Source organism: Streptomyces roseirectus (genome assembly GCF_014489635.1).
Lineage (GTDB): Bacteria > Actinomycetota > Actinomycetes > Streptomycetales > Streptomycetaceae > Streptomyces > Streptomyces roseirectus.
The window spans coordinates 4,509,474-4,531,984 of record NZ_CP060828.1 but is presented as its reverse complement, the minus strand read 5'-3'; the positions used below and the strand labels follow the sequence as shown (position 1 = coordinate 4,531,984).

General features: G+C 70.5%; 18 protein-coding genes. 6 read left to right on the top strand and 12 right to left on the bottom strand.

What is annotated here, in order from left to right:
• Positions 1–64 precede the first annotated feature (64 nt).
• The 11 genes from IAG44_RS18700 to IAG44_RS18650 all read right to left on the bottom strand — a co-directional run bounded on the left by IAG44_RS18700 (position 65) and on the right by IAG44_RS18650 (position 14,406).
• Positions 65–760, bottom strand: a complete 696-nt coding sequence (locus IAG44_RS18700; RefSeq protein ID WP_187748241.1) for a hypothetical protein — start codon at positions 758–760, stop codon at positions 65–67.
• 59 nt (positions 761–819) lie between these two features.
• Positions 820–1,134, bottom strand: coding sequence for a PadR family transcriptional regulator (locus tag IAG44_RS18695; RefSeq protein ID WP_187748240.1), 315 nt, complete (start codon positions 1,132–1,134; stop codon positions 820–822).
• 747 nt (positions 1,135–1,881) lie between these two features.
• On the bottom strand, positions 1,882–2,982 hold the full coding sequence (locus tag IAG44_RS18690; protein WP_246561851.1) for an NlpC/P60 family protein: 1,101 nt from the start codon (positions 2,980–2,982) through the stop codon (positions 1,882–1,884).
• Positions 2,983–3,103: 121 nt separating this feature from the next.
• The gene (locus IAG44_RS18685; RefSeq protein ID WP_187748239.1) at positions 3,104–3,586 is read right to left on the bottom strand and encodes a poly-gamma-glutamate biosynthesis protein PgsC/CapC; all 483 of its coding nucleotides are present in this window, start codon (positions 3,584–3,586) and stop codon (positions 3,104–3,106) included.
• Positions 3,583–5,121 carry a poly-gamma-glutamate synthase PgsB gene (pgsB, locus tag IAG44_RS18680; protein WP_246561848.1) on the bottom strand — a complete coding sequence of 513 codons (1,539 nt, stop codon included), beginning with the start codon at positions 5,119–5,121 and terminating at the stop codon, positions 3,583–3,585. The genes IAG44_RS18685 and pgsB overlap by 4 nt, the downstream gene beginning before the upstream one ends.
• Positions 5,122–5,127: 6 nt before the next feature.
• On the bottom strand, positions 5,128–7,443 hold the full coding sequence (locus IAG44_RS18675) for a HAMP domain-containing protein (protein ID WP_246561845.1): 2,316 nt from the start codon (positions 7,441–7,443) through the stop codon (positions 5,128–5,130).
• Between the two features lie 171 nt (positions 7,444–7,614).
• Complete coding sequence (locus tag IAG44_RS18670) at positions 7,615–9,519, bottom strand: ArnT family glycosyltransferase (protein WP_187748238.1); 1,905 nt, start codon at positions 9,517–9,519, stop codon at positions 7,615–7,617.
• A 536-nt stretch (positions 9,520–10,055) separates the two neighbouring features.
• A complete protein-coding gene (locus IAG44_RS18665; protein WP_187748237.1) occupies positions 10,056–11,129 on the bottom strand; it encodes a Yip1 family protein in 1,074 nt (357 codons plus the stop codon).
• A 137-nt stretch (positions 11,130–11,266) separates the two neighbouring features.
• Positions 11,267–13,549 carry a (Fe-S)-binding protein gene (locus IAG44_RS18660; RefSeq protein ID WP_187748236.1) on the bottom strand — a complete coding sequence of 761 codons (2,283 nt, stop codon included), beginning with the start codon at positions 13,547–13,549 and terminating at the stop codon, positions 11,267–11,269.
• Between the two features lie 54 nt (positions 13,550–13,603).
• Positions 13,604–14,080 (bottom strand): hypothetical protein, encoded by a 477-nt coding sequence (locus IAG44_RS18655; protein ID WP_187748235.1) that lies wholly within the window; start codon positions 14,078–14,080, stop codon positions 13,604–13,606.
• Entirely contained in the window at positions 13,969–14,406 is a 438-nt protein-coding gene (locus IAG44_RS18650) for a hypothetical protein (RefSeq protein ID WP_187748234.1), read from the bottom strand. The genes IAG44_RS18655 and IAG44_RS18650 overlap by 112 nt, the downstream gene beginning before the upstream one ends.
• A 273-nt stretch (positions 14,407–14,679) precedes the next feature.
• Here IAG44_RS18650 and IAG44_RS18645 point away from each other — a divergent pair, with 273 nt between their 5' ends.
• From IAG44_RS18645 to IAG44_RS18620, 6 genes are all read left to right on the top strand, one after another.
• Positions 14,680–15,885 carry an MraY family glycosyltransferase gene (locus tag IAG44_RS18645; RefSeq protein WP_187748233.1) on the top strand — a complete coding sequence of 402 codons (1,206 nt, stop codon included), beginning with the start codon at positions 14,680–14,682 and terminating at the stop codon, positions 15,883–15,885.
• A gap of 95 nt (positions 15,886–15,980) precedes the next feature.
• The gene (dnaK, locus tag IAG44_RS18640) at positions 15,981–17,822 is read left to right on the top strand and encodes a molecular chaperone DnaK (RefSeq protein WP_187748232.1); all 1,842 of its coding nucleotides are present in this window, start codon (positions 15,981–15,983) and stop codon (positions 17,820–17,822) included.
• Entirely contained in the window at positions 17,819–18,451 is a 633-nt protein-coding gene (grpE, locus tag IAG44_RS18635; RefSeq protein ID WP_112474705.1) for a nucleotide exchange factor GrpE, read from the top strand. Before dnaK ends, grpE begins: the two co-directional genes overlap by 4 nt.
• A gap of 33 nt (positions 18,452–18,484) precedes the next feature.
• Complete coding sequence (gene dnaJ / locus IAG44_RS18630; protein WP_187748231.1) at positions 18,485–19,657, top strand: molecular chaperone DnaJ; 1,173 nt, start codon at positions 18,485–18,487, stop codon at positions 19,655–19,657.
• Positions 19,658–19,662: 5 nt separating this feature from the next.
• Complete coding sequence (locus IAG44_RS18625; protein ID WP_187748230.1) at positions 19,663–20,109, top strand: heat shock protein transcriptional repressor HspR; 447 nt, start codon at positions 19,663–19,665, stop codon at positions 20,107–20,109.
• 260 nt (positions 20,110–20,369) lie between these two features.
• Positions 20,370–21,473 (top strand): sugar ABC transporter substrate-binding protein, encoded by a 1,104-nt coding sequence (locus IAG44_RS18620; protein WP_187748229.1) that lies wholly within the window; start codon positions 20,370–20,372, stop codon positions 21,471–21,473.
• Between the two features lie 41 nt (positions 21,474–21,514).
• Here the strand turns inward: IAG44_RS18620 and IAG44_RS18615 are convergent, their stop codons facing one another.
• A complete protein-coding gene (locus IAG44_RS18615; protein ID WP_187748228.1) occupies positions 21,515–22,102 on the bottom strand; it encodes a hypothetical protein in 588 nt (195 codons plus the stop codon).
• Between the last annotated feature and the right edge of the window lie 409 nt (positions 22,103–22,511).

Here is a 22,511-nt window from a genome sequence, read left to right as displayed (position 1 = left end):
AAGGCCCCGGACCGATCAAGATCCGGGGCCTTTGACGGCAGTCCGCGCAGCCGCAGGACGTCCCCTAGTCGGCGCGCTCGCCTTCCGGCACGGCTAGCTCGATACCTCGAAGGCGGCGGATCCAGCGCGCCAGCACGAACAACGCCGTCCCTAGGATTCCGCAGGGCTCCCACACCTCGGTCACCAGAGCTGGCAGGCCGCCGTCATCGACGATGTAGATCGCTTGGGCGCCCACTACACCCGTGATCAACGCGTTCGTCCGGGACGAAGCACTCAACAGCCAGTCAACGGGGCGCCAGGCCGGACGTGCGACGTCATGCACACGCATCCGGAGAGCCGCGAACAAGAAGCCCACTGCAAGCAGGCACTGTCGGCGCGCAGAGAAAGTGACGTTATGCTCCGGGGCTCCTGCGAGGACCGCAGCCCAATCGGGACCCAGATGAGCCCGGTTCCGTCCGGCGATGCGCGCCGCAATAGACGTGGTCCGCGCGGCCGTCGCGTCGGGCGCTTTGGCACCCTTGAGCCTCATAGCCAGCTGGTGCCGTCGCACCTGCCGGAAGTCTCGGTTGTCGACCTCCAGATAGATCCCGTTGAGCACCAGCACCTTCGGCGTAACCCAAGACAGCCCAACGTAAAGATCGTCCGCGAACTGAACGTAGCTGTAGCTGAACCGCGAGGAAACGACGATCGTGCCGAACCGCTCCCCACCTCGAAGAGCGCGCAAAACACGTTCGAAGGCTTGGCGATCCTCGACAGACAAGCTGTCCACGGTCTTGGAGACGCTTGATCCGTAGGAGATCTTGTACTTTCGCCCAACCCTCACGCGGCCCCTCCCGCCAGACCAAGCCCGAAGCGACGAGCCTTCCTGGCCTCAAGAGCTTCATTCGCCTGCATACGACCGACTCCAGTGAGTTCATAGAACCGACGGGCAGGTCGCCCAGGGTGGGGGCCAGTCTCTTCACGACTGATGACCCAGCCACGTTCGGCGAGCCTGTCGAGGATCGGATAGACGGTGCCGGGACCAAGGTCGGCGTCACGGCAGATGCTGAGACCCCAGGCCGGCTGGTCGCTCGTTGCGGAGATCAATGCCTCCAGCACAGCGATCGTCGGCTTAGTGAGCCGGATATTCGTCATACTCCAAGTGGAGCATGTATCGAGTACGAAATGCAAGCGTATATCGAGTACGACATGCTGACGTGCTCGGACGCCCTACGAAGGCGCTTGCGCCGGACGCCGTGGCGACGGTCCCGGCTGACAGCACCCCACCGGTCGTCGCTGTAGCTATGTCCGCCCGCACCACAAGCGCACCAGATAGAGCGGGGAACAGCGGGGTATCACGGTGAAAGCGAACAAGGGCGATGCCATCTCGTCTGAAACGTTCGCCCAGGTCAGCGCCCGAAGCTGCCGTCGGTGATCGCAGCTTCCCAAGCTGAGAGCGCGAGTTCGATTCTCGTCACCCGCTTCAGTGTTGAGGCCCAAGTCGGAGACTTGGGCCTTTTTGCTGTGTGTAGTGCGCCAGTTCTTGTGTGACGGATTTGTGCAGGAGTGCTATGTGTCGAGGACGGGCGACGCGGGTTTCTCGTCGTAGCCGCTCTTCACGTCGAGCGCACCGCACTCCTCGCAGGGACGACGACGCGCGCGATGTGCGGCATCACCGTCAGCGCGGGTAGACGGCACAACGGCCCAGGGCCGGTGAACAGCACCGGCCCTGGGCCCCGTCCGGGGTATTTGTGTCTCGACGGCATCGGTCAGCGGACGGAGTCCCCCGCCCCGCTCCCGGCCCGGCACAGCTCTGACCGCGGGAGCAGAGGCGGGCGTAAGGGCCGGCCGCACCCCGAGCAGACCCGCAGAAACGGCGACGTCCGTCCAGCTGGAGTGGGTTTACAAGCGGCGGGCCGCGCGCAGGGCTTGGGCGTAGTAGCCGGTGCCGTCGAGCCGAGAGGTGCCGCCCGTGTCACCCATGGTGGGCCCGCCGGCGTTCTTGCGGCTGGAGATGAAGCGGGGGTGGTCGGCGGTGTCGAGGCCGAGGTAGATGCCGATGTGGCCGAGCCGTTTGCCGGGGAGTTGTTGTGTGCTGAAGAAGACCAGGTCGCCGGGTTGGAGTTGTTGGAGGGTGGTGGGGCGGTGGCCGGTGAGGGGGAGGACGGGGACGCCGAGGGGGGCGTGGGCGATCGCGTCGGGGGAGCGTCGGAGTCCGTTGCCCGGTGCGTCGTCTCTGCTGTTCAGGGGGAAACCCGAGCGGTATCCGTACACCAGCCGGACGTAGCCGGAGCTGTCGACGGAGCGTGCGCGGTCCTTCACGGGGTTGCGGGTGACGGCGTCGGGGAAGGTCCAGGGGACGCCGAGGTAGTCGTAGAAGTCCGAGCCCTGTTTCGGGTTCTCCTGCCCGGTGTCGGGGGTGTAGCGGGCGGCACCGCTGTAGGTGACTCCCGCTGACGTCGTCCGGGCCGGGGCGCCGGCGATGTAGTCGAAGGCCGTGGCGAGGATGTCGGGATCGCGGCTGCCGAGCCGGGACTTGAGCCACGGCGTGAACCATCCGCTCCGCTCCGCGCCGGGGGTCCACGGCGTGGGCAGGAGCCGCACCCAGTTCTTGGTGACGACTCGGGCGTCCGTCGTGCGCGGCTCCGCGAAGGTTCTGCCGGGCCCGGTCAGCACGGCCGTGCGGGCGCCGTCGGTGAACGTGGCGACGACGGTGCCGAGTTGGTCGCGGGCGACCGTGCGGGCGGGGTTGCCGATCCGCTCGAAGCGCAGCCGGCCGGCGTCAGCTTGGACCCCCGAACCCGCACCGGCACTCGTACCCGCACCGGCACCCGAACCCGCGCCCGCACCGGCACCCGTCCCCGCACTCCCAGCCGCCGGTGCCGGTACCGCCGGAGCCGATGCCCGGGATACCGCCGCCGGACGTTCGGCACGCTGCCGGAGTTGCAGGGTCAGCCCGTAACTCGCCGCGAGCAGCACGGCTGTCACCAGGAACAGAACCATGTTCTTGGTCGAGGGACGTCTACGGATCCTGGGCAGGAGGCGTTTCACTGGTCGGCTCCGATGAGCGAGAGGACGGGCGGGAAGGGGAGAGGGCGTCGCGCGCCGGGGAGGAGAGGTCGGCTCATGTCGTCGGCAGCGCGCCCAGCAACAGCCCGGACACCAGAATCACGTACGTGGCGAAGGTGACCGCGCCGGTGGAGAGGACCGTCGCCGTCTTGGGCTGCCGCTCCAGCTGGTAGGCGATCAGCCCGGGCACGATGAACCCGAGCGCCTGATGGGCGAACAGCAGCGGAAACTGCTGATGGAGCAACAGCGAGAGCCCCGCCTGGAGCAGAACCCCGGTGAGCACGACGGCGGCGAACAGCCGCTTGCCGTAGAGGATGACGAAGCGCTGCAGCACCTTGGTCAACAGGTATGTCAGTGCCGCCACGGCCGCGACCATCGCGGCCCGCCGCAGATCCTCGACGAAGGTGAGGGCGAGCCAGCCGGGCGTGATCATGCCGCCCGGCGAGAGGTTCGTGGTCAGGTAGCACAGGAGGGAGAACACCAGCCCCAGGGCGATACCGATGGCGGCGATCTGAGGCGTGACGACTGCGGGGATCAACGGGACGCTCCATGGGGGGAGTTGTGAGGGGCACCGGACGGGAGGGCGTCGCCCGAGCCGGACGACGGGGGGACATCGCCCGCGCCGGACGACGAGACGGCGTCACCCGCGCCGGACGACGAGAGGGCGTCACCCGCGCCGGACGACGAGAGGGCGTCGCCTGAGCCGACGGACGATGAGGCGGCGTCACCCGCGCCGGACGATGAGGCGGCGTCACCCGCGCTGGACGACGAGGGGACGTCACCCGCGCCGGACGACGAGACGCCATCACCCACGCCGGACGACGAGACCCCATCACCCGAGCCGGACCACAAAGCGGCCTCCCCCGCGCCCACCGGCCCAGCGCTGCCGGAACCCTCAGCTGCCAACGCCCCGAGCCGTTCCAGAAACAGCTCCCCCTGCCCATGGATATTGCCGATGGCGACGACCGAGGACTCCGCCCCCAGCCGCCCCAGCAACTCCTCCGTGAGCTGACCGGCATCACGCCGCTCCCCACCGAGATCGACGACGTCCCCACCCCAGTGGCCGGGTATCGCGTCGGCCGCCGACTTGGTGGGATGCCCGATGAGGAACACCGTCTCCGGATCGAGCTGGGGAATGAGCGCCCCCATCTGCCCGTTGCGCTCCACCCGGTCGGGACGGCAGTTGATGACGACATGCAACGGCCGCTGGATAGCGCCGAGTTCGAGCAACTGGTTGATATTCATCAGCGTCGACTCGGGATCGTTGGCGGCGAAGACGTTCGCGAACCGCAGCCGCTTCCCGTCGGCGGTGCGGTACCGCTCGACGGACAGCACACCCGGGTCCGGCGGCGCGTCGTACATCCCCTTGAGCGCGGTCGCGCGGTCGATGCCGAGCAGGTTGGCGACCGCGAGCGCGATGGCGACGTTCTCCTTGAAGGTGAACCAGCTGAACCCGCGCAGCTCGTCGTCGGTGACGGTGTCCGGGTCGGCGTAGACCAGCTCGCAGTTCCGGGCGTCGGCCTCCTCCTGGAGGATGTGGAAGCGCTCCTTCTCGGCGGTGACGCAGACACCGCCCACCGGCAGGGACCGGCACAGGGAGCGGGCGACGTCGTCCAGCGTCGGCCCCATCTCGGCGAGATGGTCCTCGCGGACGTTGCACAGGACGCCGATGGTGGAGCGGATCAGCTTGGTCTGGTTGATCTCCTGGAGCGGTGGCATGACGGCCATGCACTCCATGACGAGGACGTCGGGCCGGTAGCCGGCGGCCCGCCGGACGATGCCGATCTGCTCGACGACGTTGGCGATGCCGAACTTGCGGTAGACGGGCTCCTCGGTGGCGTCGGGGTGGATGAACCGGGCCGCGGTGCCCGTGGTCTTGGCGACGGTCACCAGACCGCTGCCGCGCAGCGCGCCCGCGCACAGCCGGGTGATGGAGGACTTGCCGCGAATGCCGTTGACCAGCACGCGGGTGGGGATGGCGGCGAGGTTCGCGTCATGGCGGCGCTGTTCGACGACGCCTGCGACGAGCAGGCCGGCGCAGCACGCCGCGAGGACGCAGTACAGGAAGAGCACGGCAGGTCAGCTCCTGGGGCCGGACGGCGGAGTGGAGGGGTCGGGCGGGGAGGCGGAGGGGTCGGGCGAGGGCGTGGAGGAGTCGGACGTCCCGGACGCGGACGGCGCCTCGGCGCGGGGCAGCCGCTGCCTGATCACTTCGAGGCCGCGCGCGATGGAACCCACCTCGTCGTGGTAGCGAGGGAAGAGCACCGTCCCGCGATCCCCGCCCGCCAACGCCTCGGCGCCCTGGGCGACGTCCCGCAGTGGACGGACGACGATGAGGTACAGCCAGCCGACGCAGAGGGCGCCCGCGGTCACCCCCAGCAGACCGACGAGCAGGATCCGCCGCTGTGCCTCGTACTGGGGCAGCCCGATCCAGAACACCGGCCGGATCGAGGCGACCTTCCAGCCGAGCGCGCTCGCGACGCCGGGCTTGTCGCTGAACGGCGCCACCGCGGCGACCGCCGGATCCCGCCGGCCGAGCACGACGTCGGCGGAGCCCTTGGCCGTGCGGTCGGCCCGCAGCCGGGCCCGCAGCCGCCCGTCGGAGACCCGGCCGAAGGCCACGAACCCCTTGTTGGACGCGATGACCCGCTGCTCGGAGTCCACCAGCCACACCGAGCCGAGACCGGGCCGGTTGAGGAGGCCCGTCAGGTACTGGACCTTGAACTCGCCCACGACATAACGGCGTTCGGCCTTCTTCGACGCGCCCTTGCCCACAGGCGCGCCCTTCACCGCCTGCGCGCCCTTGCCCGGCTGAGCGGCCACAGCGGCGAGCACCGGTTCCGTCCCGGACGTGTTCGCCTGCGTGACCCCGCTCCTGAGCCGAGCCTTCTTCGAGGTCCGAGGCTCGCCCCCGGCCTGGACAAGGATCTCGCCGGACCCGTCCACGACATACAGGGACCGGTACCGCCCGTTCCGCTCCAGCGACCTGTCGAGGACTTCGCGCGCCTTCTCCGGCCGGGCGGCGTCGACGACCGTCGCGAGCCGAGTGAGGTCCGCGTACGCGTCGTTGATCCCCCGGCGCATCCGGTCCGCCGTCGTCTCGGTGCGCTGCCGCTGGTCGTCGGAGATCACCCGGGGCACGGCGTCGGCGGGACGCGGCAGGCTGCTGCCGAGGCTCAGGAGCATCGACGTCGGCCAGGCCACCAGGGCGAACGCGCTCAGCGCGACGACGGTGCGCAGCCCGAGCCGGCGCCGCTTCCCGGCCGGCGCGGACGGCCCGCCCTCGCCCCGGAGTTGGAGGCGCAGCGCCTCCAAGGAGGCGCCGATCCGGGCGGGTTCCCCGAAGCGGGGTACGGGGACGGGAGCCGTGAGGTCGCCCGAGCCGAGCCGCCGCGCCTCGCGGCGCAACCGCAGCACGGGCCGCTGCACCAGCAGACGCAGGGCGACGGTGACCCCGGCCGCGAGGACCAGGAGGACGGCCGCGGCGAGGAGGGCCAGACGCAGGTCACCGGTCCCGGCCCCGCTCCCCTTGGCCGGGACCGTCGTGACGACCGTCAGCCCGAGCGCGCTGCTCGGGCTCTCCTTCGTCGCGGTCCCCCGGGCCACCGCGGCGTACCCGGCGGCGGTCCGGTTGTCGCCGTCCGCCGCCCCGACGAGGCTGCCGCTAGGCCCGTCGAAGCCGCCGGCCGCGACAGCGGTGTCCGAGGGGCCCGCGCTGTGCGCCTGGCGGGCCGCGGTCACGGCCAGCGTCTTGGCCCGGACGACGCCGGGCGCGGGACCGGTCGAGGCGAGGGTGTTCCCGTCCCGGTCCACGACGGTGAGCGTGTGGTCCTTGCCGACGGTGATGCCCGGGAGCTTCACGCTCTGCGCGGCGACGATCAACTCCTGCTTGCCGCCCCGCGTCAGCGTCGCGAAGGCCAGCAGCCGGGTGACGCCCGCGTCGTCCCGCACCAGGGCCGGGGGCGGGTTCGCCGGCAGTGCGCGGAGGTTCACCTTCCCGAGCGGCAGGGACTCGCCCTGCGCGGCGAGCAGCCGTCCGGTGGTCTGGTCGACGACGGCGCTGCCGCGCCACTTGTGGCCGGTCCGGTCGAGGCGGGCCAGCATGCCGTCCGGGGAGACGGACCCTTCGAGGTCCGCGGCCGACACCCGCAGATCGGTGACGTTCTTGTCGACGGCGGTCTGGAGCGCGACCGCCCCGTCCTCGGCGATGTGCTGCTGGGAGCTGAGGACGGCCTCGGGGACGCCGTGTTCGGCGTCGCTGCCGACGGCGAACACCGTCAGGCCCGCGACGAGCGCCAGCAGCACCGGCAGGGCCGCCAGCGGCGGTCGCACCCCTCCCAGCACGGCCATGTCCGCCCGACGCCGCGCGGATATCGGGGATCGCGTGGTGGTCAAGAAGAATCCTTTCGCGTGAAGAATTTCTCGACCTGTCTGACGGCGGGAATGCTTCGCCGGTTTATCGGGAAGGTGTGAGGGTGCTCACCAAAAGAATTAGAATTCAGGCTTCACGGAATGTGGGCAGTGTTTTGTATTTCCGTTCTCCCGTATATCCCGCAGTCGGCGGTTTTACCCCCGCCGATCGGCGGGGGTGCGGCAGTCGTAGAGGCCGAAATTGCCTTTGGCGCGCCAGCCGTAGTCCGAGGAGCGGATCCGCTCGCAGTGGGACTTCACCCACGTCGTGGCGGGGGTGGTGGGCCGCAGGTGGGTGAGCAGCACGTAGCGGAGCTGGTGCGTGGCGATCAGGTCGCTGAGCCGGGGGACACCGGGGAAGGGCGTCCGGCCGGTGAACCCGCCCATGACGAGCACGGGTTGGGCCTGCGCGCGCAGCAGACGCTCCGCCGGGTAGGCGGCCTGGGTCGCCAGCAGGTACTTCTCGCCCGCGCGGTGTTCGACGAGGTAGTCCAGCAGGGCGGTGTCGCGTCCGCTGGGCCGGCCCAGCGCGGCCCGGCGCAGCGCGGCTGGGTCGCGCAGGGCCCGGTGGTGGAACTCGCCGACCGGACCGGCCGTCGGGGACGTCGCGGCGCCCGCGTAGAGCGGGTCGAGGGACGAGACGGCCCAGCCGGCCGGCACGAGCAGCATGGCCGCGACCCCGGTGGCCAGGGAGCCGTTGACCCGGCGCCGCGAGGCACGCGGCCCGCTCGACCACAGGCCGAACACCCCGCAGGCCGCGAAGAACACGGCGAACACCAGCAGCCCGGGAGCGAACCAGGTCGGCCCGTCGAGGACGAGCGCCCAGGCCACCGTCAGCCCGATCGCCCCCGGCAGCCACAGCCGCCGCCGTCCGCCCGTCCCGTACGCGGTGCGCAGGAGCGCGAGCCCGCCTCCGGCCAGCGCGGCGATCGCCGGCGCGAGGGCGGCCGTGTAGTAGGCGTGATTGCCGTTGGAGACGCTGAACACCACGGCGTGGACGGCGAGCCAGCCGCCCCACAGGAGGAAACCCGCCCGCAGCGGATCGGTCCGCGGCTCCCGGGCACGCCAGACCAGGGCGGTGACGACGGCGAGCGCGGCGAGCGGCAGGAACCAGGCGATCTGCGGGCCGACGACGTGGTTGACGAGCATCCCCCAGCCGGTGTTCCCGGTCGTCCGGCTCGCGGCGGTGGCCGGGACGGCGCCGAACGCGGTGGCGTCGTCGCCGAAGCGGCTCAGGCCGTTGTAGCCGAAGACCAGGCTGAACGGGTTGTTGTTCGACGTCGCGTCGATGTACGGACGGCTGTCCGTGGGCGTCAGCCACGCGATCAGCGCCCACGAGCAGGAGACGGCCAGCGCGACCGCGCCGCTCAGCAGGACGCGCCCGGCTCTCCGCACCGGTGAGCCGGGCGCGGCGAGCAGGAAGACCCCGGCGAACACCGGCAGGACGAGCCACGCCTGGAGCATCTTCGTCTGGAAGGCGAGCCCGACCCACACGCCACACGTGACGAGCGGGAGCAGCCGCCCCGTCCGCACCGCTTTCTGTAGTGCCCCGGCGGCCGCCACCAGCAGCAGCGTGAGCGCGGTGTCCGGGATGGTGGCCCTGTTCAGCACCACGGTCACCGGGGTGAACGTCAGGACCAGCGCGGCGGTCAGCGCCGCGAACGGGCCCGCCCAGGCCCGCACGATCCGGTGCAGCAGCCACACGGCGAGCACGCCCTCGACCACATGCGGCAGCGCGACCGCCCACGTGTGCGGGCCGAAGATCCCCACCGAGACGGCGTCCGGCCAGAACGCGCCGGGCAGCTTGTCCAGGGTGATCGAACCGCTGGCGTCGAGCCCTCCGAAGAAGAAGGCCCGCCCACTGGCGGCCATCGACCGTACCGCCGCGCCGTAGTAGGGGTGCAGCGCGGCGTTCCCCATGCCCCAGGCGTACAGCAGCGCGGCGACACCCAGGACCGCGGCCAGCGCCGGGCGTTCCCAGCGGGCTGGGTCGTGCGGGTCCCTGCGGGGGCTGGGGGAGGGGGTGCTTCGGACGGCGGGGGCGGCGGGGACGGTGCGCATGGCGAAGGTCCTCGGATCAGGGGAGGGCCGCGTGGCGGGTCGGGGAGGTGCCGGCGACGACTGTGGTGCCGGGCAGCGTGGCCGCGGCAGTTGGGCCGGGGTGTCGTCGCGCACGGCGGGAGGGGGACCGCGATGCCGGTGCGGCCGGTGCGGCCGGTGCGGCCAGGCGCGGTCAGGCGGGGGAGCGCGGTGCGGCTCGGGCGCCGGGCGGCAGGTCGAGGAACGGTGCTGCGGGGCCGGTGCCCTTCAGGGCGTCGAAGCCTTCACGCGGGGCGTTCCGGTCGTGAACCGCTTGCCACCGGCGATGAGTTGGAGCGCCGACTGCGAGACGCCGGGTCCGGACGCGGCAGACGGGGGTGAGGGCTGCGCGGGCAAGGGCTGGGGAGGCGCCTTTGCGGCGCCTTCGAGTTCGGTCACCCGACGACCTTGCCAAGGCCGGGAGACGGCCGGCCACCCGCCGGACTTCGGGAGGCACCCCGCCGGTCGGCCGACCGGCCCCCTCCGAACGGCGGGGCCGGTCCCGGTGGTACTCAGCCCTAGAACGTCCCCAGCTTCACGATCGACAGCAGGGCGACCAGCTGGATCGCGGAGGCGCCGAGCGCCTTGGGCCAGGGCAGGTCGTGGGACTTGCTCACCATCAGCGTGAGGAGGGCCCCCGCGGCCACCCAGGTGGCCCAGCCCAGGATCTGGACGAAGGACGCGTCGCCGCCGAAGAACATGGCGACGATGAGCCGGGGCGCGTCCGTGAGGGACATGATCAGCATGGAGAGGCCGACGGTCGGCTGCCAGGCCCCGTCGCCGCCGAGCTGACGGGCGAGCGTGTGGGTGACGACGCCGAGCACGAACGAGGAGACGACCATGGCGACGGCCGTCGTCAGGACGATCGGGATCGCGTTGGAGAGCTTCGCGTCGATCGCGTCCGCGCGGGCGCCGTCGAAGCCGAAGACGGCGAGCAGGCCGTAGAGGAACGTCACGATGAGGGCGGGGCCCCACATCGTGTAGTCCCGCATGACGAGGAAGGTCTGGTTCGGGGCGGTCACGATGCCCTTCAGCAGGGCCTTCCAGTGCAGCCGAGGCCCGGCGGGACCGGCGGGCGCGGAGCCCGCGTGGTACGTCTCGCCCTGGTTGTACCGCTGGTGCTCGTCGATCGAGAACGCCTGCGTGTGCCCGGGGTTGTTCGCGGCGTACGGGTCGTACGGGGCACCCTGCGGCTGCCCCTGGCCCTGACCCTGGGGGTAGGAGGGGCTGCTCCCGCCGAAGTACTCCGGCTCCTCCGGGCCTCTGCCGCCGCCCTGCGTCGCGCCGCCCGGCCCGCCGTACGGCCGCTGCTGCGGGTACGACGGCTGCGGCGGGTACCCGTAGGACGGCGCCTGGCCGTAGGAGGGTCCCCCCGGTCCGTACGAGGGCGAGGGGCCCTGGGCGCCGTACGGCGGTCCCTGGGGCGCCTGTTGCCCGTGCGGGGGGTGTTGCGGTCGCGCTTGCGGGGCGCGGTCGTCCCGGCCGCCGCGTCCGATCCTGAATCCAGCCACGCCTTCGAACGTACCTGGTCCCGGAGAGTGAGGTGCGGGGCCGGACGCTTCCCGGACCCCATTGCGGCCGACCTGTGACATCCCGTAGGGGGCGGACCCCTAGGTACCCGTACGCCTCAAGTACGAGGCGGCCACGGCGCCATGAGAGCGCGACGAGAACGCCCCCCGCCTCTTCGGAAAGAAGCGAGGGGCGTCCCCGTACCCGTACTGCTCGCGAGCTACTTCACCGGCTCCGGCTCGGGCTCGTTCTCCGCCTCCGCGTCCCCCGCCGGATCCACCGGCGTCTTCACCGACTCCAGCAGCAGCTGGGCGACGTCGACGACCGTGATGGACTCCTTCGCCTTGCCCTCGTTCTTCTTGCCGTTGACCGAGTCGGTCAGCATGACGAGGCAGAACGGGCAGGCCGTCGAGACGATGTCGGGGTTGAGCGAAAGAGCCTCGTCCACGCGCTCGTTGTTGATGCGCTTGCCGATCCGCTCCTCCATCCACATCCGCGCGCCACCGGCACCGCAGCAGAACCCGCGCTCCTTGTGCCGGTGCATCTCCTCGTTGCGCAGCCCGGGGACGTTCGCGATGATCTCGCGCGGCGGCGTGTAGATCTTGTTGTGCCGCCCCAGGTAACAGGGGTCGTGGTACGTGATGATCCCCTCGACCGGCGTCACCGGCACCAACTTGCCCTCGTCGACGAGGAGTTGCAGCAACTGCGTGTGGTGGACGACCTCGTAGTCGCCGCCGAGCTGCGGGTACTCGTTGCCGATGGTGTTGAGGCAGTGCGGGCAGGTCGCGACGATCTTCTTCGCGGACTTCGGCTTCTTCGACTCCGGCGTCACCTTGCCGTCGTCGTCCATCTCCTCGCCGAACGCCATGTTGAGCGCCATGACGTTCTCCATGCCGAGCTCCTGGAACAGCGGCTCGTTGCCGAGGCGCCGTGCCGAGTCACCCGTGCACTTCTCGTCGCCGCCCATGATCGCGAACTTGACGCCCGCGATGTGCAGCAGCTCGGCGAACGCCTTCGTCGTCTTCTTCGCGCGGTCCTCCAGGGAGCCCGCGCAGCCGACCCAGTACAGGTACTCGACCTCGGACAGGTCCTCGATGTCCTTGCCGACGACCGGGACCTCGAAGTCCAGCTCCTTCAGCCACTCCAGGCGCTGCTTCTTGGCGAGCCCCCAGGGGTTGCCCTTCTTCTCCAGGTTCTTGAGCATCGTGCCCGCCTCGGAGGGGAAGGCCGACTCGATCATCACCTGGTAGCGGCGCATGTCGACGATGTGGTCGACGTGCTCGATGTCCACCGGGCACTGCTCGACGCATGCCCCGCAGGTGGTACAGGACCACAGGACGTCCGGGTCGATGACGCCGTTCTCCTCGGCCGTCCCGATCAGGGGGCGCTCGGCCTCGGCGAGCGCCCCTGCCGGGACACCCTTGAGGGCTTCCTCGGACGCCTTCTCCTCGCCCTCCATGGTCTTGCCGCCGCCCGCGAGCAGGTAGGGCGCCTTGGCGTGCGCGTGGTCGCGCAGCGACATGATCAGCAGCTTCGGGGAGAGCGGCTTGCCGGTGTTCCACGCGGGGCACTGCGACTGGCAGCGCCCGCACTCGGTGCAGGTGGAGAAGTCCAGCAGGCCCTTCCAGGAGAACTGCTCGACCTGCGAGACGCCGAACACGTCGTCGTCGCCAGGGTCGGTGAAGTCGATCGGCTTGCCGCCGGACGTCATCGGCAGCAGCGCGCCGAGCGAGGTGCCGCCCTTCGCGTCGCGCTTGAACCAGATGTTCGGGAACGCGAGGAACCGGTGCCAGGCGACACCCATGTCGGTCTTGAGAGCTACGGTGATCATCCAGATGAACGACGTCGCGATCTTCAGACCGGCGAAGAAGTAGGTGAGGTTCTGGAGGGTGGAGAGGTCCATCCCCTCCAGCCAGGACACCACCGGGTACGAGATGAAGAACGACGCCTCGTAGCCGTCCACGTGGTGCTGGGCGCCCTCCAGCGCGTGCAGCATGAAGATGCAGACGCCGACGATGAGGATGACCGTCTCGACGAAGTACGCCTGGCCGAAGTTGGAGCCGGCGAAGCGGGACTTGCGGCCCGGCCTGTCCGGCTTGCTCAGCTGGCGGACGACGATCAGGACCAGGATGCCGAGGACGGTCATCGTGCCGATGAACTCGACGAAGACGTTGTACGGCGCCCAGTCGCCGATGACCGGCAGCATCCAGTCGGCCTTGAAGAGCTGGCCGACGGCGTTGACGATCGTCAGCAGCAGCGAGAAGAAGCCGACGGCGACGAACCAGTGCGCGACGCCGACGATGCCCCAGCGGTTCATCCGCGTGTGGCCGAGGAACTCCCTGACGACGGTCAGGGTGCGCTGAGCGGGCTCGTCGGTGCGGGTGCCGGCCGGCACGTTCTGGCCGAGCCGCATGAAGTTGTAGATCTGTAGCAGGGCGCGCGCGAACAGGGCCACGCCGACCACGATCAGGACCAGCGACACGATGATCGCGGCGAGTTGCATGGGGGCTCCTCGTGCCTGCGAGGGGAAGATCGGAGTTACTAAGCGGTAACTTATTCAGTCCGTCTGAGGGTACCCCGGATTCTCCGTCGCACTGTAGCGGGGCGCGGAGTGATCTGAGTCGCTGAGGGTTGCCTCAGAACGGGTGGCAGGTACTACGGGTACTACGGGTTCACCCCGAGGCCGTGAGTGCCGCGGCCGGTCCGCCGTCTCGCCGGTGTCGTGCCAGCGCCCGGACGCCTCGTCGTACGCGAGGAGCCGGTCGCCGCGGGTGGCGAACAGGCCGGCGTCGCCCGCGAGGACGCCGTCGAACGTGGCTTCGCCGAGCGGCGTCCAGTCGTCCACGCCGCCGGAGCCGTTCCAGCGGTAGACGCGCCGGTCCGTGCTGCTCAGCCCCCCCCCGGTCTCCGGCTCCCAGCGCGTCAGCGCGTGCTCACCGTCGGGTTCGGTCGCGAACAGTCCGACCGGTCCGCCGTGGATCTCGGCCGCCAGGCTGGTCCGTATCGTCGTCCACGCGGCGTGGACGGGTCCCACTGGCGTACGGCCCTGCTGTCGCGGACCCAGAGGCGGTCGCCGACCGCCAGGGTCTGGCCGTCCGCTCCCGTGCCGACGAAGTCCCAGCGGCTCACGCCGTCGTACCGGAAGATCCGGTCGTCCACAGGGTCGGTGGCGAAGAGGCCGGCGGGTCCTGCGGCGATCACCCCCGCGGGGGTGTGGCCGACCCTCTTCCACCCCGTACGGCTGCTCCACGACCAGACGGTGACGTCCTCAGGGCTGATCGCGTACAGGTGGCCGCTCTCGGCGGCGGGGGGCTCGGACGTCGCGCGCGTGGCCGTGCCGGCGACGCGGGCGAGGGCCACGGCGAGCGAGACGAGCTTGACCGGGGGTGGAAGTGCACGTCGAACTTGTGGCCCTGGAGAACCGGCCCGCTGGACTTGCCCCCGCTCACCGTGTTGTGGGCGTCCCCGGACTCCATGGCGCCCCCACACCGGTCACGTGATCAGCGGACGGCTCACCGTAAGGCGGCGGGAACGCCGGGGTCACGCCTGTTTCCGGCCCAGATCACCCGCTGCAGAATCGTTCCGTTCATGTCATTCGTACGTAATTGCTACATTTGTGACTAATTTAGGACCGTGCTCTACGGAATCTCCGCCGCCACCGCCTCGCTCGCGCTGGCCGCAGTCCTGGCCGCCCTGCTCCGTGTCCCCGCCCTGCGCGTGGGGCTGGTCGAGCGGCGGCAGCGGCTGCGAAAGGTGCCGCTGTCCGGAGGGGTGGCGGTGGCCGGGGCGACGTGCGCGGTCGCGGCCGTCGGCGACCGCACCGGCCTCGCCCCGCTCGACCCCGGCACGGGCAGGCTGCTCGTCGCCGCCGGCGCCGTCGCCCTGCTCGGTCTCGCCGCCGACCTGTGGCGCCTGAAGACGCGGTTCCTGGTGCTGGGGACGACCGTCGCGGCGGCCTTCGTGATCCCTTTTGACGGGATCGGCGCCCTGGGAGGCGTCGTTTCGCTCACGTGGGTCGTCTTCGTCGCCCTGGCCTTCCGCGGCCTCGATCACGCGGACGGGGTCGCCGGGACGGTCGGCGTCGTCACCGCCTTCGGCGTCGGGGCCTGCGCCGCCGCCGAGGTGATGGACGGCCCGGCGGTCCTGCTGAGCGTCCTGGCGGCGGCCCTGACCGGCTTCCTGATGCACAACTGGCCCCACGCGCGCGTGGGACTCGGCACGTGCGGCGCGCTGTTCGCGGGGTTCCTGCCGGCGTCGGTCGCCGTACGCGCGTGCGCGGAACGCGAACCACTGCCCGGCGCGGGCGTGCTGTTCGCGCTCACGGCCGTGGCGAGCCTGGACGTCGCCCTGGTGCTCCTCTCGCGCGCCCGCGCCGGACGGCCGCTGCTGCGGACGGCGCCGGACCACGTCGCGCACCGGCTGCGGCGCCTCGGGATCACCGCCCAGGGGAGCGTCGTCCTGATCGGCGCCGCGTCCTTCGCGGCCGCGCTGGCGGGGGTGCTCGCGCACGCGGGGTGGGTGCCGGCCTCGGTGACGGTGTGGACGGTGCTCGTCGTGGCGGCGGCCGGGGCGGGGCTGCTGCGTGTGCGCGCGTACGGTCCGCCGGGCAGGTCCGCCGCCCAGGTGCGTCCCGCGCGCGGGGGAGAGACGCTGGGAAGCCGGGCCCCCGGCCCGCGACGGCCCCGGCGCGCACCCGGCGTGCGGCGTCTCGTCGCCCTGTGGCGGGTGCGGCGGACGGTCCCGCAAGCCTCTGGTGTCACCCCTGGAGTGCAGGTGCGAGGGCCCAGGAGGCCGGAGTCTTCGCAGGTCAGGGAAGGCATGCGTGTAAGGAACGGATAAGAGTTGAGTCCGTTCGACTCAGGTCTGTTGACTCCGCTGTGCGAGTGATGCACACTTGAGCCTGTTCCACTCAAGTCAGCTGGAGGAAGATCAAAATGGCACGTGCGGTCGGCATCGACCTGGGCACGACTAACTCCGTCGTCAGCGTTCTTGAAGGCGGCGAGCCCACCGTCATCACCAACGCAGAGGGCGCCAGGACCACGCCGTCCGTCGTCGCCTTCGCCAAGAACGGCGAGGTGCTCGTCGGTGAGGTGGCCAAGCGCCAGGCCGTCACCAACGTGGACCGGACCATCCGCTCCGTGAAGCGCCACATGGGCACGGACTGGAAGATCCAGCTCGACGGCAAGGACTTCAACCCGCAGCAGATCTCCGCGTTCATCCTCCAGAAGCTGAAGCGCGACGCGGAGGCGTACCTGGGCGAGAAGGTGACCGACGCGGTCATCACCGTCCCCGCGTACTTCAACGACTCCGAGCGCCAGGCCACCAAGGAGGCCGGCGAGATCGCGGGCCTGAACGTCCTGCGCATCGTCAACGAGCCGACGGCCGCCGCGCTCGCGTACGGCCTCGACAAGGACGAGCAGGTCATCCTGGTCTTCGACCTCGGCGGCGGCACGTTCGACGTCTCGCTGCTGGAGATCGGCGACGGCGTCGTCGAGGTGAAGGCCACCAACGGCGACAACCACCTCGGTGGTGACGACTGGGACCAGCGCGTCGTCGACTACCTGGTGCAGCAGTTCAAGTCGGGCCACGGCGTGGACCTCGGCAAGGACAAGATGGCCCTCCAGCGCCTGCGCGAGGCCGCCGAGAAGGCGAAGATCGAGCTGTCGTCGTCCTCCGAGACGTCGATCAACCTGCCGTACATCACCGCCTCCGCCGAGGGCCCCCTGCACCTCGACGAGAAGCTGACCCGCGCGCAGTTCCAGCAGCTCACCGCGGACCTCCTGGAGCGCTGCAAGACGCCGTTCCACAACGTCATCAAGGACGCCGGCATCTCGCTCGGCGAGATCGACCACGTCGTCCTGGTCGGCGGCTCCACGCGTATGCCCGCCGTCGCCGAGCTGGTCAAGGAGCTGACCGGCGGCAAGGACGCCAACAAGGGCGTCAACCCGGACGAGGTCGTCGCGATCGGCGCCTCCCTCCAGGCCGGTGTCCTCAAGGGCGAGGTCAAGGACGTCCTGCTGCTCGACGTCACCCCGCTGTCCCTCGGCATCGAGACCAAGGGCGGCATCATGACGAAGCTCATCGAGCGCAACACCACGATCCCGACCAAGCGCTCCGAGATCTTCACCACCGCCGAGGACAACCAGCCCTCCGTGCAGATCCAGGTCTACCAGGGCGAGCGCGAGATCGCGGCGTACAACAAGAAGCTCGGGATGTTCGAGCTGACCGGCCTGCCGCCCGCCCCGCGCGGTGTCCCGCAGATCGAGGTCTCCTTCGACATCGACGCCAACGGCATCATGCACGTGACCGCGAAGGACCTCGGCACGGGCAAGGAGCAGAAGATGACCGTCACCGGCGGCTCCTCGCTGCCGAAGGACGAGGTCGACCGCATGCGCCAGGAGGCCGAGCAGTACGCGGACGAGGACCACAAGCGCCGCGAGGCCGCCGAGGCCCGCAACCAGGGCGAACAGCTCGTCTACCAGACGGAGAAGTTCCTCAAGGACAACGAGGACAAGGTCCCCGGCGAGATCAAGACCGAGGTCGAGGAAGCCGTCGCCGAGCTGAAGGACAAGCTCAAGGGCGAGGACACCGCCGAGATCCGCACGGCCACCGAGAAGGTCGCCGCCGTCTCCCAGAAGCTCGGCCAGGCCATGTACGCCGACGCCCAGGCGGCGCAGGGTGCCGAAGGCGCGGCCGGCGCGGGCGCCAAGGCCGACGACGACGTCGTGGACGCCGAGATCGTCGACGACGAGAAGCCCAAGGGTGGTGCCGCGTGACGGAGGAGACCCCGGGCTTCGAGGAGAAGCCCGACGTCCCCTCCGGCGCCGACGACGCCGAGCCGAAGGCCGCCCCCGAGAAGGAGGCGGCCCCGGCCGGGGACGCGAACCAGACAGCCGGTCTGGTGGCAGAGCTGGACCAGGTGCGCACCGCCCTCGGTGAGCGCACCGCCGACCTCCAGCGCCTCCAGGCCGAGTACCAGAACTACCGCCGCCGGGTCGAGCGGGACCGCATCGCGGTCAAGGAGATCGCCGTCGCGAACCTCCTGACCGAGCTGCTGCCGGTCCTGGACGACATCGGCCGCGCGCGGGAGCACGGCGAACTGCTCGGCGGATTCAAGTCCGTCGCGGAGTCGCTGGAGACCACCGCCGCCAAGATGGGTCTGACGCAGTTCGGCAAGGAGGGCGAGCCCTTCGACCCGACGATCCACGAGGCGCTGATGCACTCCTACGCGCCGGACGTCACGGAGACGACGTGCGTGGCGATTCTCCAGCCCGGGTATCGGATCGGCGAGCGCACCATCCGCCCCGCGCGGGTGGCCGTCGCCGAGCCGCAGCCCGGCGCGCAGACCGTCAAGGCCGAGGACGAGGCCGGCGACGAGAAGGACAACGGCCCTGAGGAGGGCTGACGTAGACAACGAGCGGAAGGGGGCACGTCGGGGATGAGCACCAAGGACTTCATCGAGAAGGACTTCTACAAGGTCCTCGGCGTCCCCAAGGACGCCACCGAGGCCGAGATCAAGAAGGCGTACCGCAAACTCGCGCGCGAGTTCCACCCGGACGCCAACAAGGGCAACGCCAAGGCGGAGGAGCGCTTCAAGGAGATCTCCGAGGCGAACGACGTCCTCGGGGACCCCAAGAAGCGCAAGGAGTACGACGAGGCGCGCGCCCTGTTCGGCAACGGCGGCTTCCGCCCGGGACCGGGCGCGGGCGGCGGCTCGTTCAACTTCGACCTCGGCGACCTCTTCGGGGGCGGCCAGGGCGGTGCCCAGGGCGGCTTCGGCGGCGGCATCGGGGACGTCTTCGGGGGCCTGTTCAACCGGGGCGGTACGACCGCGGGCCGCACCCAGCCCCGGCGCGGCCAGGACATCGACACCGAGGTGACCCTCAGCTTCACCGAGGCCATCGAGGGGGCGACCGTCCCGCTGCGGATGACGTCCCAGGCCGCCTGCAAGGCGTGCTCCGGCACCGGCGACAAGAACGGCACCCCGCGCGTGTGCCCGACCTGCGTCGGCACCGGGCAGGTCGCGCGCGGCTCGGGCGGCGGCTTCTCGCTCACCGACCCCTGCCCCGACTGCAAGGGGCGCGGCCTCATCGCCGAGCAGCCCTGCGAGGACTGCCACGGCAGCGGCCGGGCCAAGTCCTCGCGGACGATGCAGGTCCGCATCCCCGCGGGGGTGACGGACGGGCAGCGGATCCGGCTGCGCGGCAAGGGCGCGCCCGGCGAGCGGGGCGGCGCCTCGGGCGACCTCTACGTCGTCGTCCACGTCGGGAGCCATCCCGTGTTCGGACGCAAGGACGACAACCTGACGGTGACCGTGCCGGTCACGTTCGCGGAGGCCGCGCTGGGCGGCGAGATCAAGGTGCCCACCCTGGGCGGGCCCTCGCTGACCCTGAAGCTGCCGCCGGGGACGCCCAACGGGCGCACCATGCGTGCGCGCGGGAAGGGCGCGGTCCGCAAGGACGGCTCCCGGGGCGACCTCCTGGTCACCGTCGAGGTGAGTGTCCCGAAGGACGTGACGGGGAAGGCTCGTGACGCACTGGAGGCGTATCGCGAGGCGACCGCGGGCGACGACCCGCGGGCGGAGCTGTTCGAGGCCGCGAAGGGAGCATGAGAGTGATGGACGGCCGTCGACGTAACCCGTACGAGTTGACCGAGGAAAGCCCGGTCTACGTCATCTCGGTGGCGGCCCAGCTCTCCGGTCTGCACCCGCAGACGCTGCGGCAGTACGACCGCCTCGGCCTGGTCTCCCCGGACCGCACGGCCGGGCGGGGCCGCCGCTACTCGGCCCGCGACATCGAACTGCTGCGCACCGTCCAGCAGTTGTCGCAGGACGAGGGCATCAACCTGGCCGGCATCAAGCGGATCATCGAGCTGGAGAACCAGGTCGCCGCGCTGCAGTCCAGGGTGGCGGAGCTGGAGTCGGCGCTCGACGGCGCCGCCGCGGCGATGCAGCAGCGCGAGGCCGCGGTGCACGCGTCGTACCGGCGCGACCTGGTGCCGTACCAGGAGGTGCAGCAGACCAGCGCGTTGGTCGTGTGGCGGCCGAAGAAGCCCAAGGACTGAAACCAGGGGACTGAAACCAGGCCAAGGGTGGACGAACGCTGTGAAAGGGCCCGGAGTTCATTACTCCGGGCCCTTTCGGGTTCTCCGAAGTGGCGGGCGTGTGAAGGGAGTTGGAGATCGAGGGGATTCGTCTCCATGTGTTGCTGTTACTTGAGCGCAGTGTGATGTTGCCATCTCGTTAAGTGATTCTTCTTGACTCTGCGGGAGCGGGCCGCGTTGTCTTTCAGAACACCTGGACGTCACCTGAAGTGAGCCCCCGCATGCGTCGTATCGCCATATCCGTCGTCGCCTCCACGATGACCCTCTCGCTCGCCGGATGCGGGATGCTGGGCGCGACGGGAGACCCGGCCGACGCGAGCCCGACGAAGGGCAACGACCTCACCGTGGGCGTGCTCATGCCGGAGAAGACCAACACCCGGTACGAGCAGTTCGACTACCCGATCATCAAACAGCGGGTCGCCGAGCTGACGAACAAGCAGGGCAAGACGATCTACGAGAACGCGGCGGCGAAGCCGGCGACGCAGATCCAGCAGATGGAGAAGATGATCAGCGACCGGGTGGACCTGATCCTCCTCGACGCGGTCGACTCCAAGGGCATCGCCGGCACCGTGCAGAAGGCGAAGGACGCCGGTATCCCGGTCATCGCGTACGACCGGCTCGCCGAGGGGCCCATCGACGCGTACGTCTCCTTCGACAACGAGCTCGTCGGCCAGGTGCAGGGCCGCACCCTCGTCGAGGCCATCGACAACCCCAGCACCGCCGACAAGATCGTGATGATCAACGGCTCGCCGACCGACCCCAACGCCGGGCAGTTCAAGGCGGGCGCGCTCAACGAGCTCCAGGGCCGGGTGACCATCGCCGCCGCGTACGACACCGACGCGTGGAGCCCGACCCTCGCGCAGTCCGAGATGGCCCAGGCGATCGAGAAGTTCGGCAAGAACAACATCGCCGGGGTCTACTCCGCGAACGACGCGATGGCCGGGGGCGCGCTCAAGGCGCTGGAGGACGCGGGCGTCACCAAGCTGCCGCCGATCACCGGGCAGGACGCCGAGCTGCCCGCCGTGCAGCGGATCCTCAGCGGCAAGCAGTACATGACCGTCTACAAGCCGTACCCCGAGATGGCCGCCGCCGCCGCGGAGATGGCCGTCGCCAAGATCCAGGGCAAGGACATCAAGTTCGACTCCCTGACGCGGGACCGGGTGGACAGCCCGACGAACAAGCGGATCCCGGCGCAGCTGGTGACCGTGGTCGCGATGACCAAGGACAAGGTGAAGTCGACGGTCGTGGCGGACGGGATCTACACGGTCGCGCAGATCTGCACGCCGAAGTTCGAGTCGTTCTGCGAGGCGGTCAACCTTAAGTAGGGGTGGGGGTACTGCGGGTACTACGGGTATGACGGGGCTCGTCATTCCGTCAGGGGCTTCATCCTGATCACCACTCCGTCCGGGGCGTGCGCCGCAGGGGTCGTCGCCATCCAGGCCGCCGGATCGCGGTCGCCCATGACCCGTAGACCGGTGACCTTCGCGTCGCGCGGGACGTCGTACCAGAGTTCCACCTCGACGAGGGAGTGGCCGCCGATCGAGATCGACTCGTGCTGGCGGCGTACGGCCATGGCGAAGCTGTCGGGGCGGGCCGGGCGTCCGCTCACGCCCTCCAGGCGCTGGTTCTTGACGACGTAGGTGTGGAAGTCGGGGCTCGGGTTGTCGACGCGGAGCCTCGCCGAGCAGAACTGGCCGTCCGCCAGGGCGTCGCTGTGCGTGCCGGTGACGCCGGGGATGCCGCAGTGGAGGGCGAGGAGGGTGAAGACGAGGTGGCCGTCCTGGTGAGGGCGGGACGGGGGCTGGGAGGCGGTGCTGGGGGCGGCTGACGGGGTGGTGGTGCCGGTGTCGGCGTCGCAGGCGGTGACGGCCAGGAGGAGAGCGGCGAGGGGGAGAGCGGCGAGGGGGAGGAGGGGGCGCGCGGGGGACGGTCTCGGTGCGCTTCGGTTCGCCATACCCCGGATTGTGGCGGGTGGGGACGAGGGTGAGGAGAGGTGCGGCGGTACGAGGAGTAGGGGCGGCGGTACTACGGGGCCGTGGCTCGCAGGGACTACGGGTCGCAGGCGCACGGCGCTGTGGGACCACGGGAGCGGGCCGGCGTCGGCAGGGCGTGGTGGACCCGGCCGGACGGGGAGCGTCCGGCCGGGTCTCCCGGGCGAGCGGCAGCCCGGGTGGAGCGGTTCCACCCTGCCGCGAGTGGGTACGGTGCACCACCGTCAGCTTGTTGCAGTGTGAGGGGCGGAGGCGGGTCGAAACGGCCGCATACCGGGGGATTTCAGGTCGCGTGAGCGGGAGCGCCGTGTTGCGGAGCCGGGCGGACGCCCCGCATAGTTGCGCTGCGGAAGAGCAAAGTGCGGGGGTGGG

Bases quoted from the DNA above. Each gene is read 5' to 3' on its own strand.
- IAG44_RS18665 (WP_187748237.1), bottom strand. From the start codon at position 11,129: ATGTCACAGGTCGGCCGCAATGGGGTCCGGGAAGCGTCCGGCCCCGCA.
- IAG44_RS18690 (WP_246561851.1), bottom strand. From the start codon at position 2,982: ATGGTTCTGTTCCTGGTGACAGCCGTGCTGCTCGCGGCGAGTTACGGG.
- IAG44_RS18625 (WP_187748230.1), top strand. From the start codon at position 19,663: ATGGACGGCCGTCGACGTAACCCGTACGAGTTGACCGAGGAAAGCCCG.
- IAG44_RS18695 (WP_187748240.1), bottom strand. From the start codon at position 1,134: ATGACGAATATCCGGCTCACTAAGCCGACGATCGCTGTGCTGGAGGCA.
- dnaJ (WP_187748231.1), top strand. From the start codon at position 18,485: ATGAGCACCAAGGACTTCATCGAGAAGGACTTCTACAAGGTCCTCGGC.
- dnaK (WP_187748232.1), top strand. From the start codon at position 15,981: ATGGCACGTGCGGTCGGCATCGACCTGGGCACGACTAACTCCGTCGTC.
- IAG44_RS18615 (WP_187748228.1), bottom strand. From the start codon at position 22,102: ATGGCGAACCGAAGCGCACCGAGACCGTCCCCCGCGCGCCCCCTCCTC.
- IAG44_RS18620 (WP_187748229.1), top strand. From the start codon at position 20,370: ATGCGTCGTATCGCCATATCCGTCGTCGCCTCCACGATGACCCTCTCG.
- IAG44_RS18660 (WP_187748236.1), bottom strand. From the start codon at position 13,549: ATGCAACTCGCCGCGATCATCGTGTCGCTGGTCCTGATCGTGGTCGGC.
- IAG44_RS18670 (WP_187748238.1), bottom strand. From the start codon at position 9,519: ATGCGCACCGTCCCCGCCGCCCCCGCCGTCCGAAGCACCCCCTCCCCC.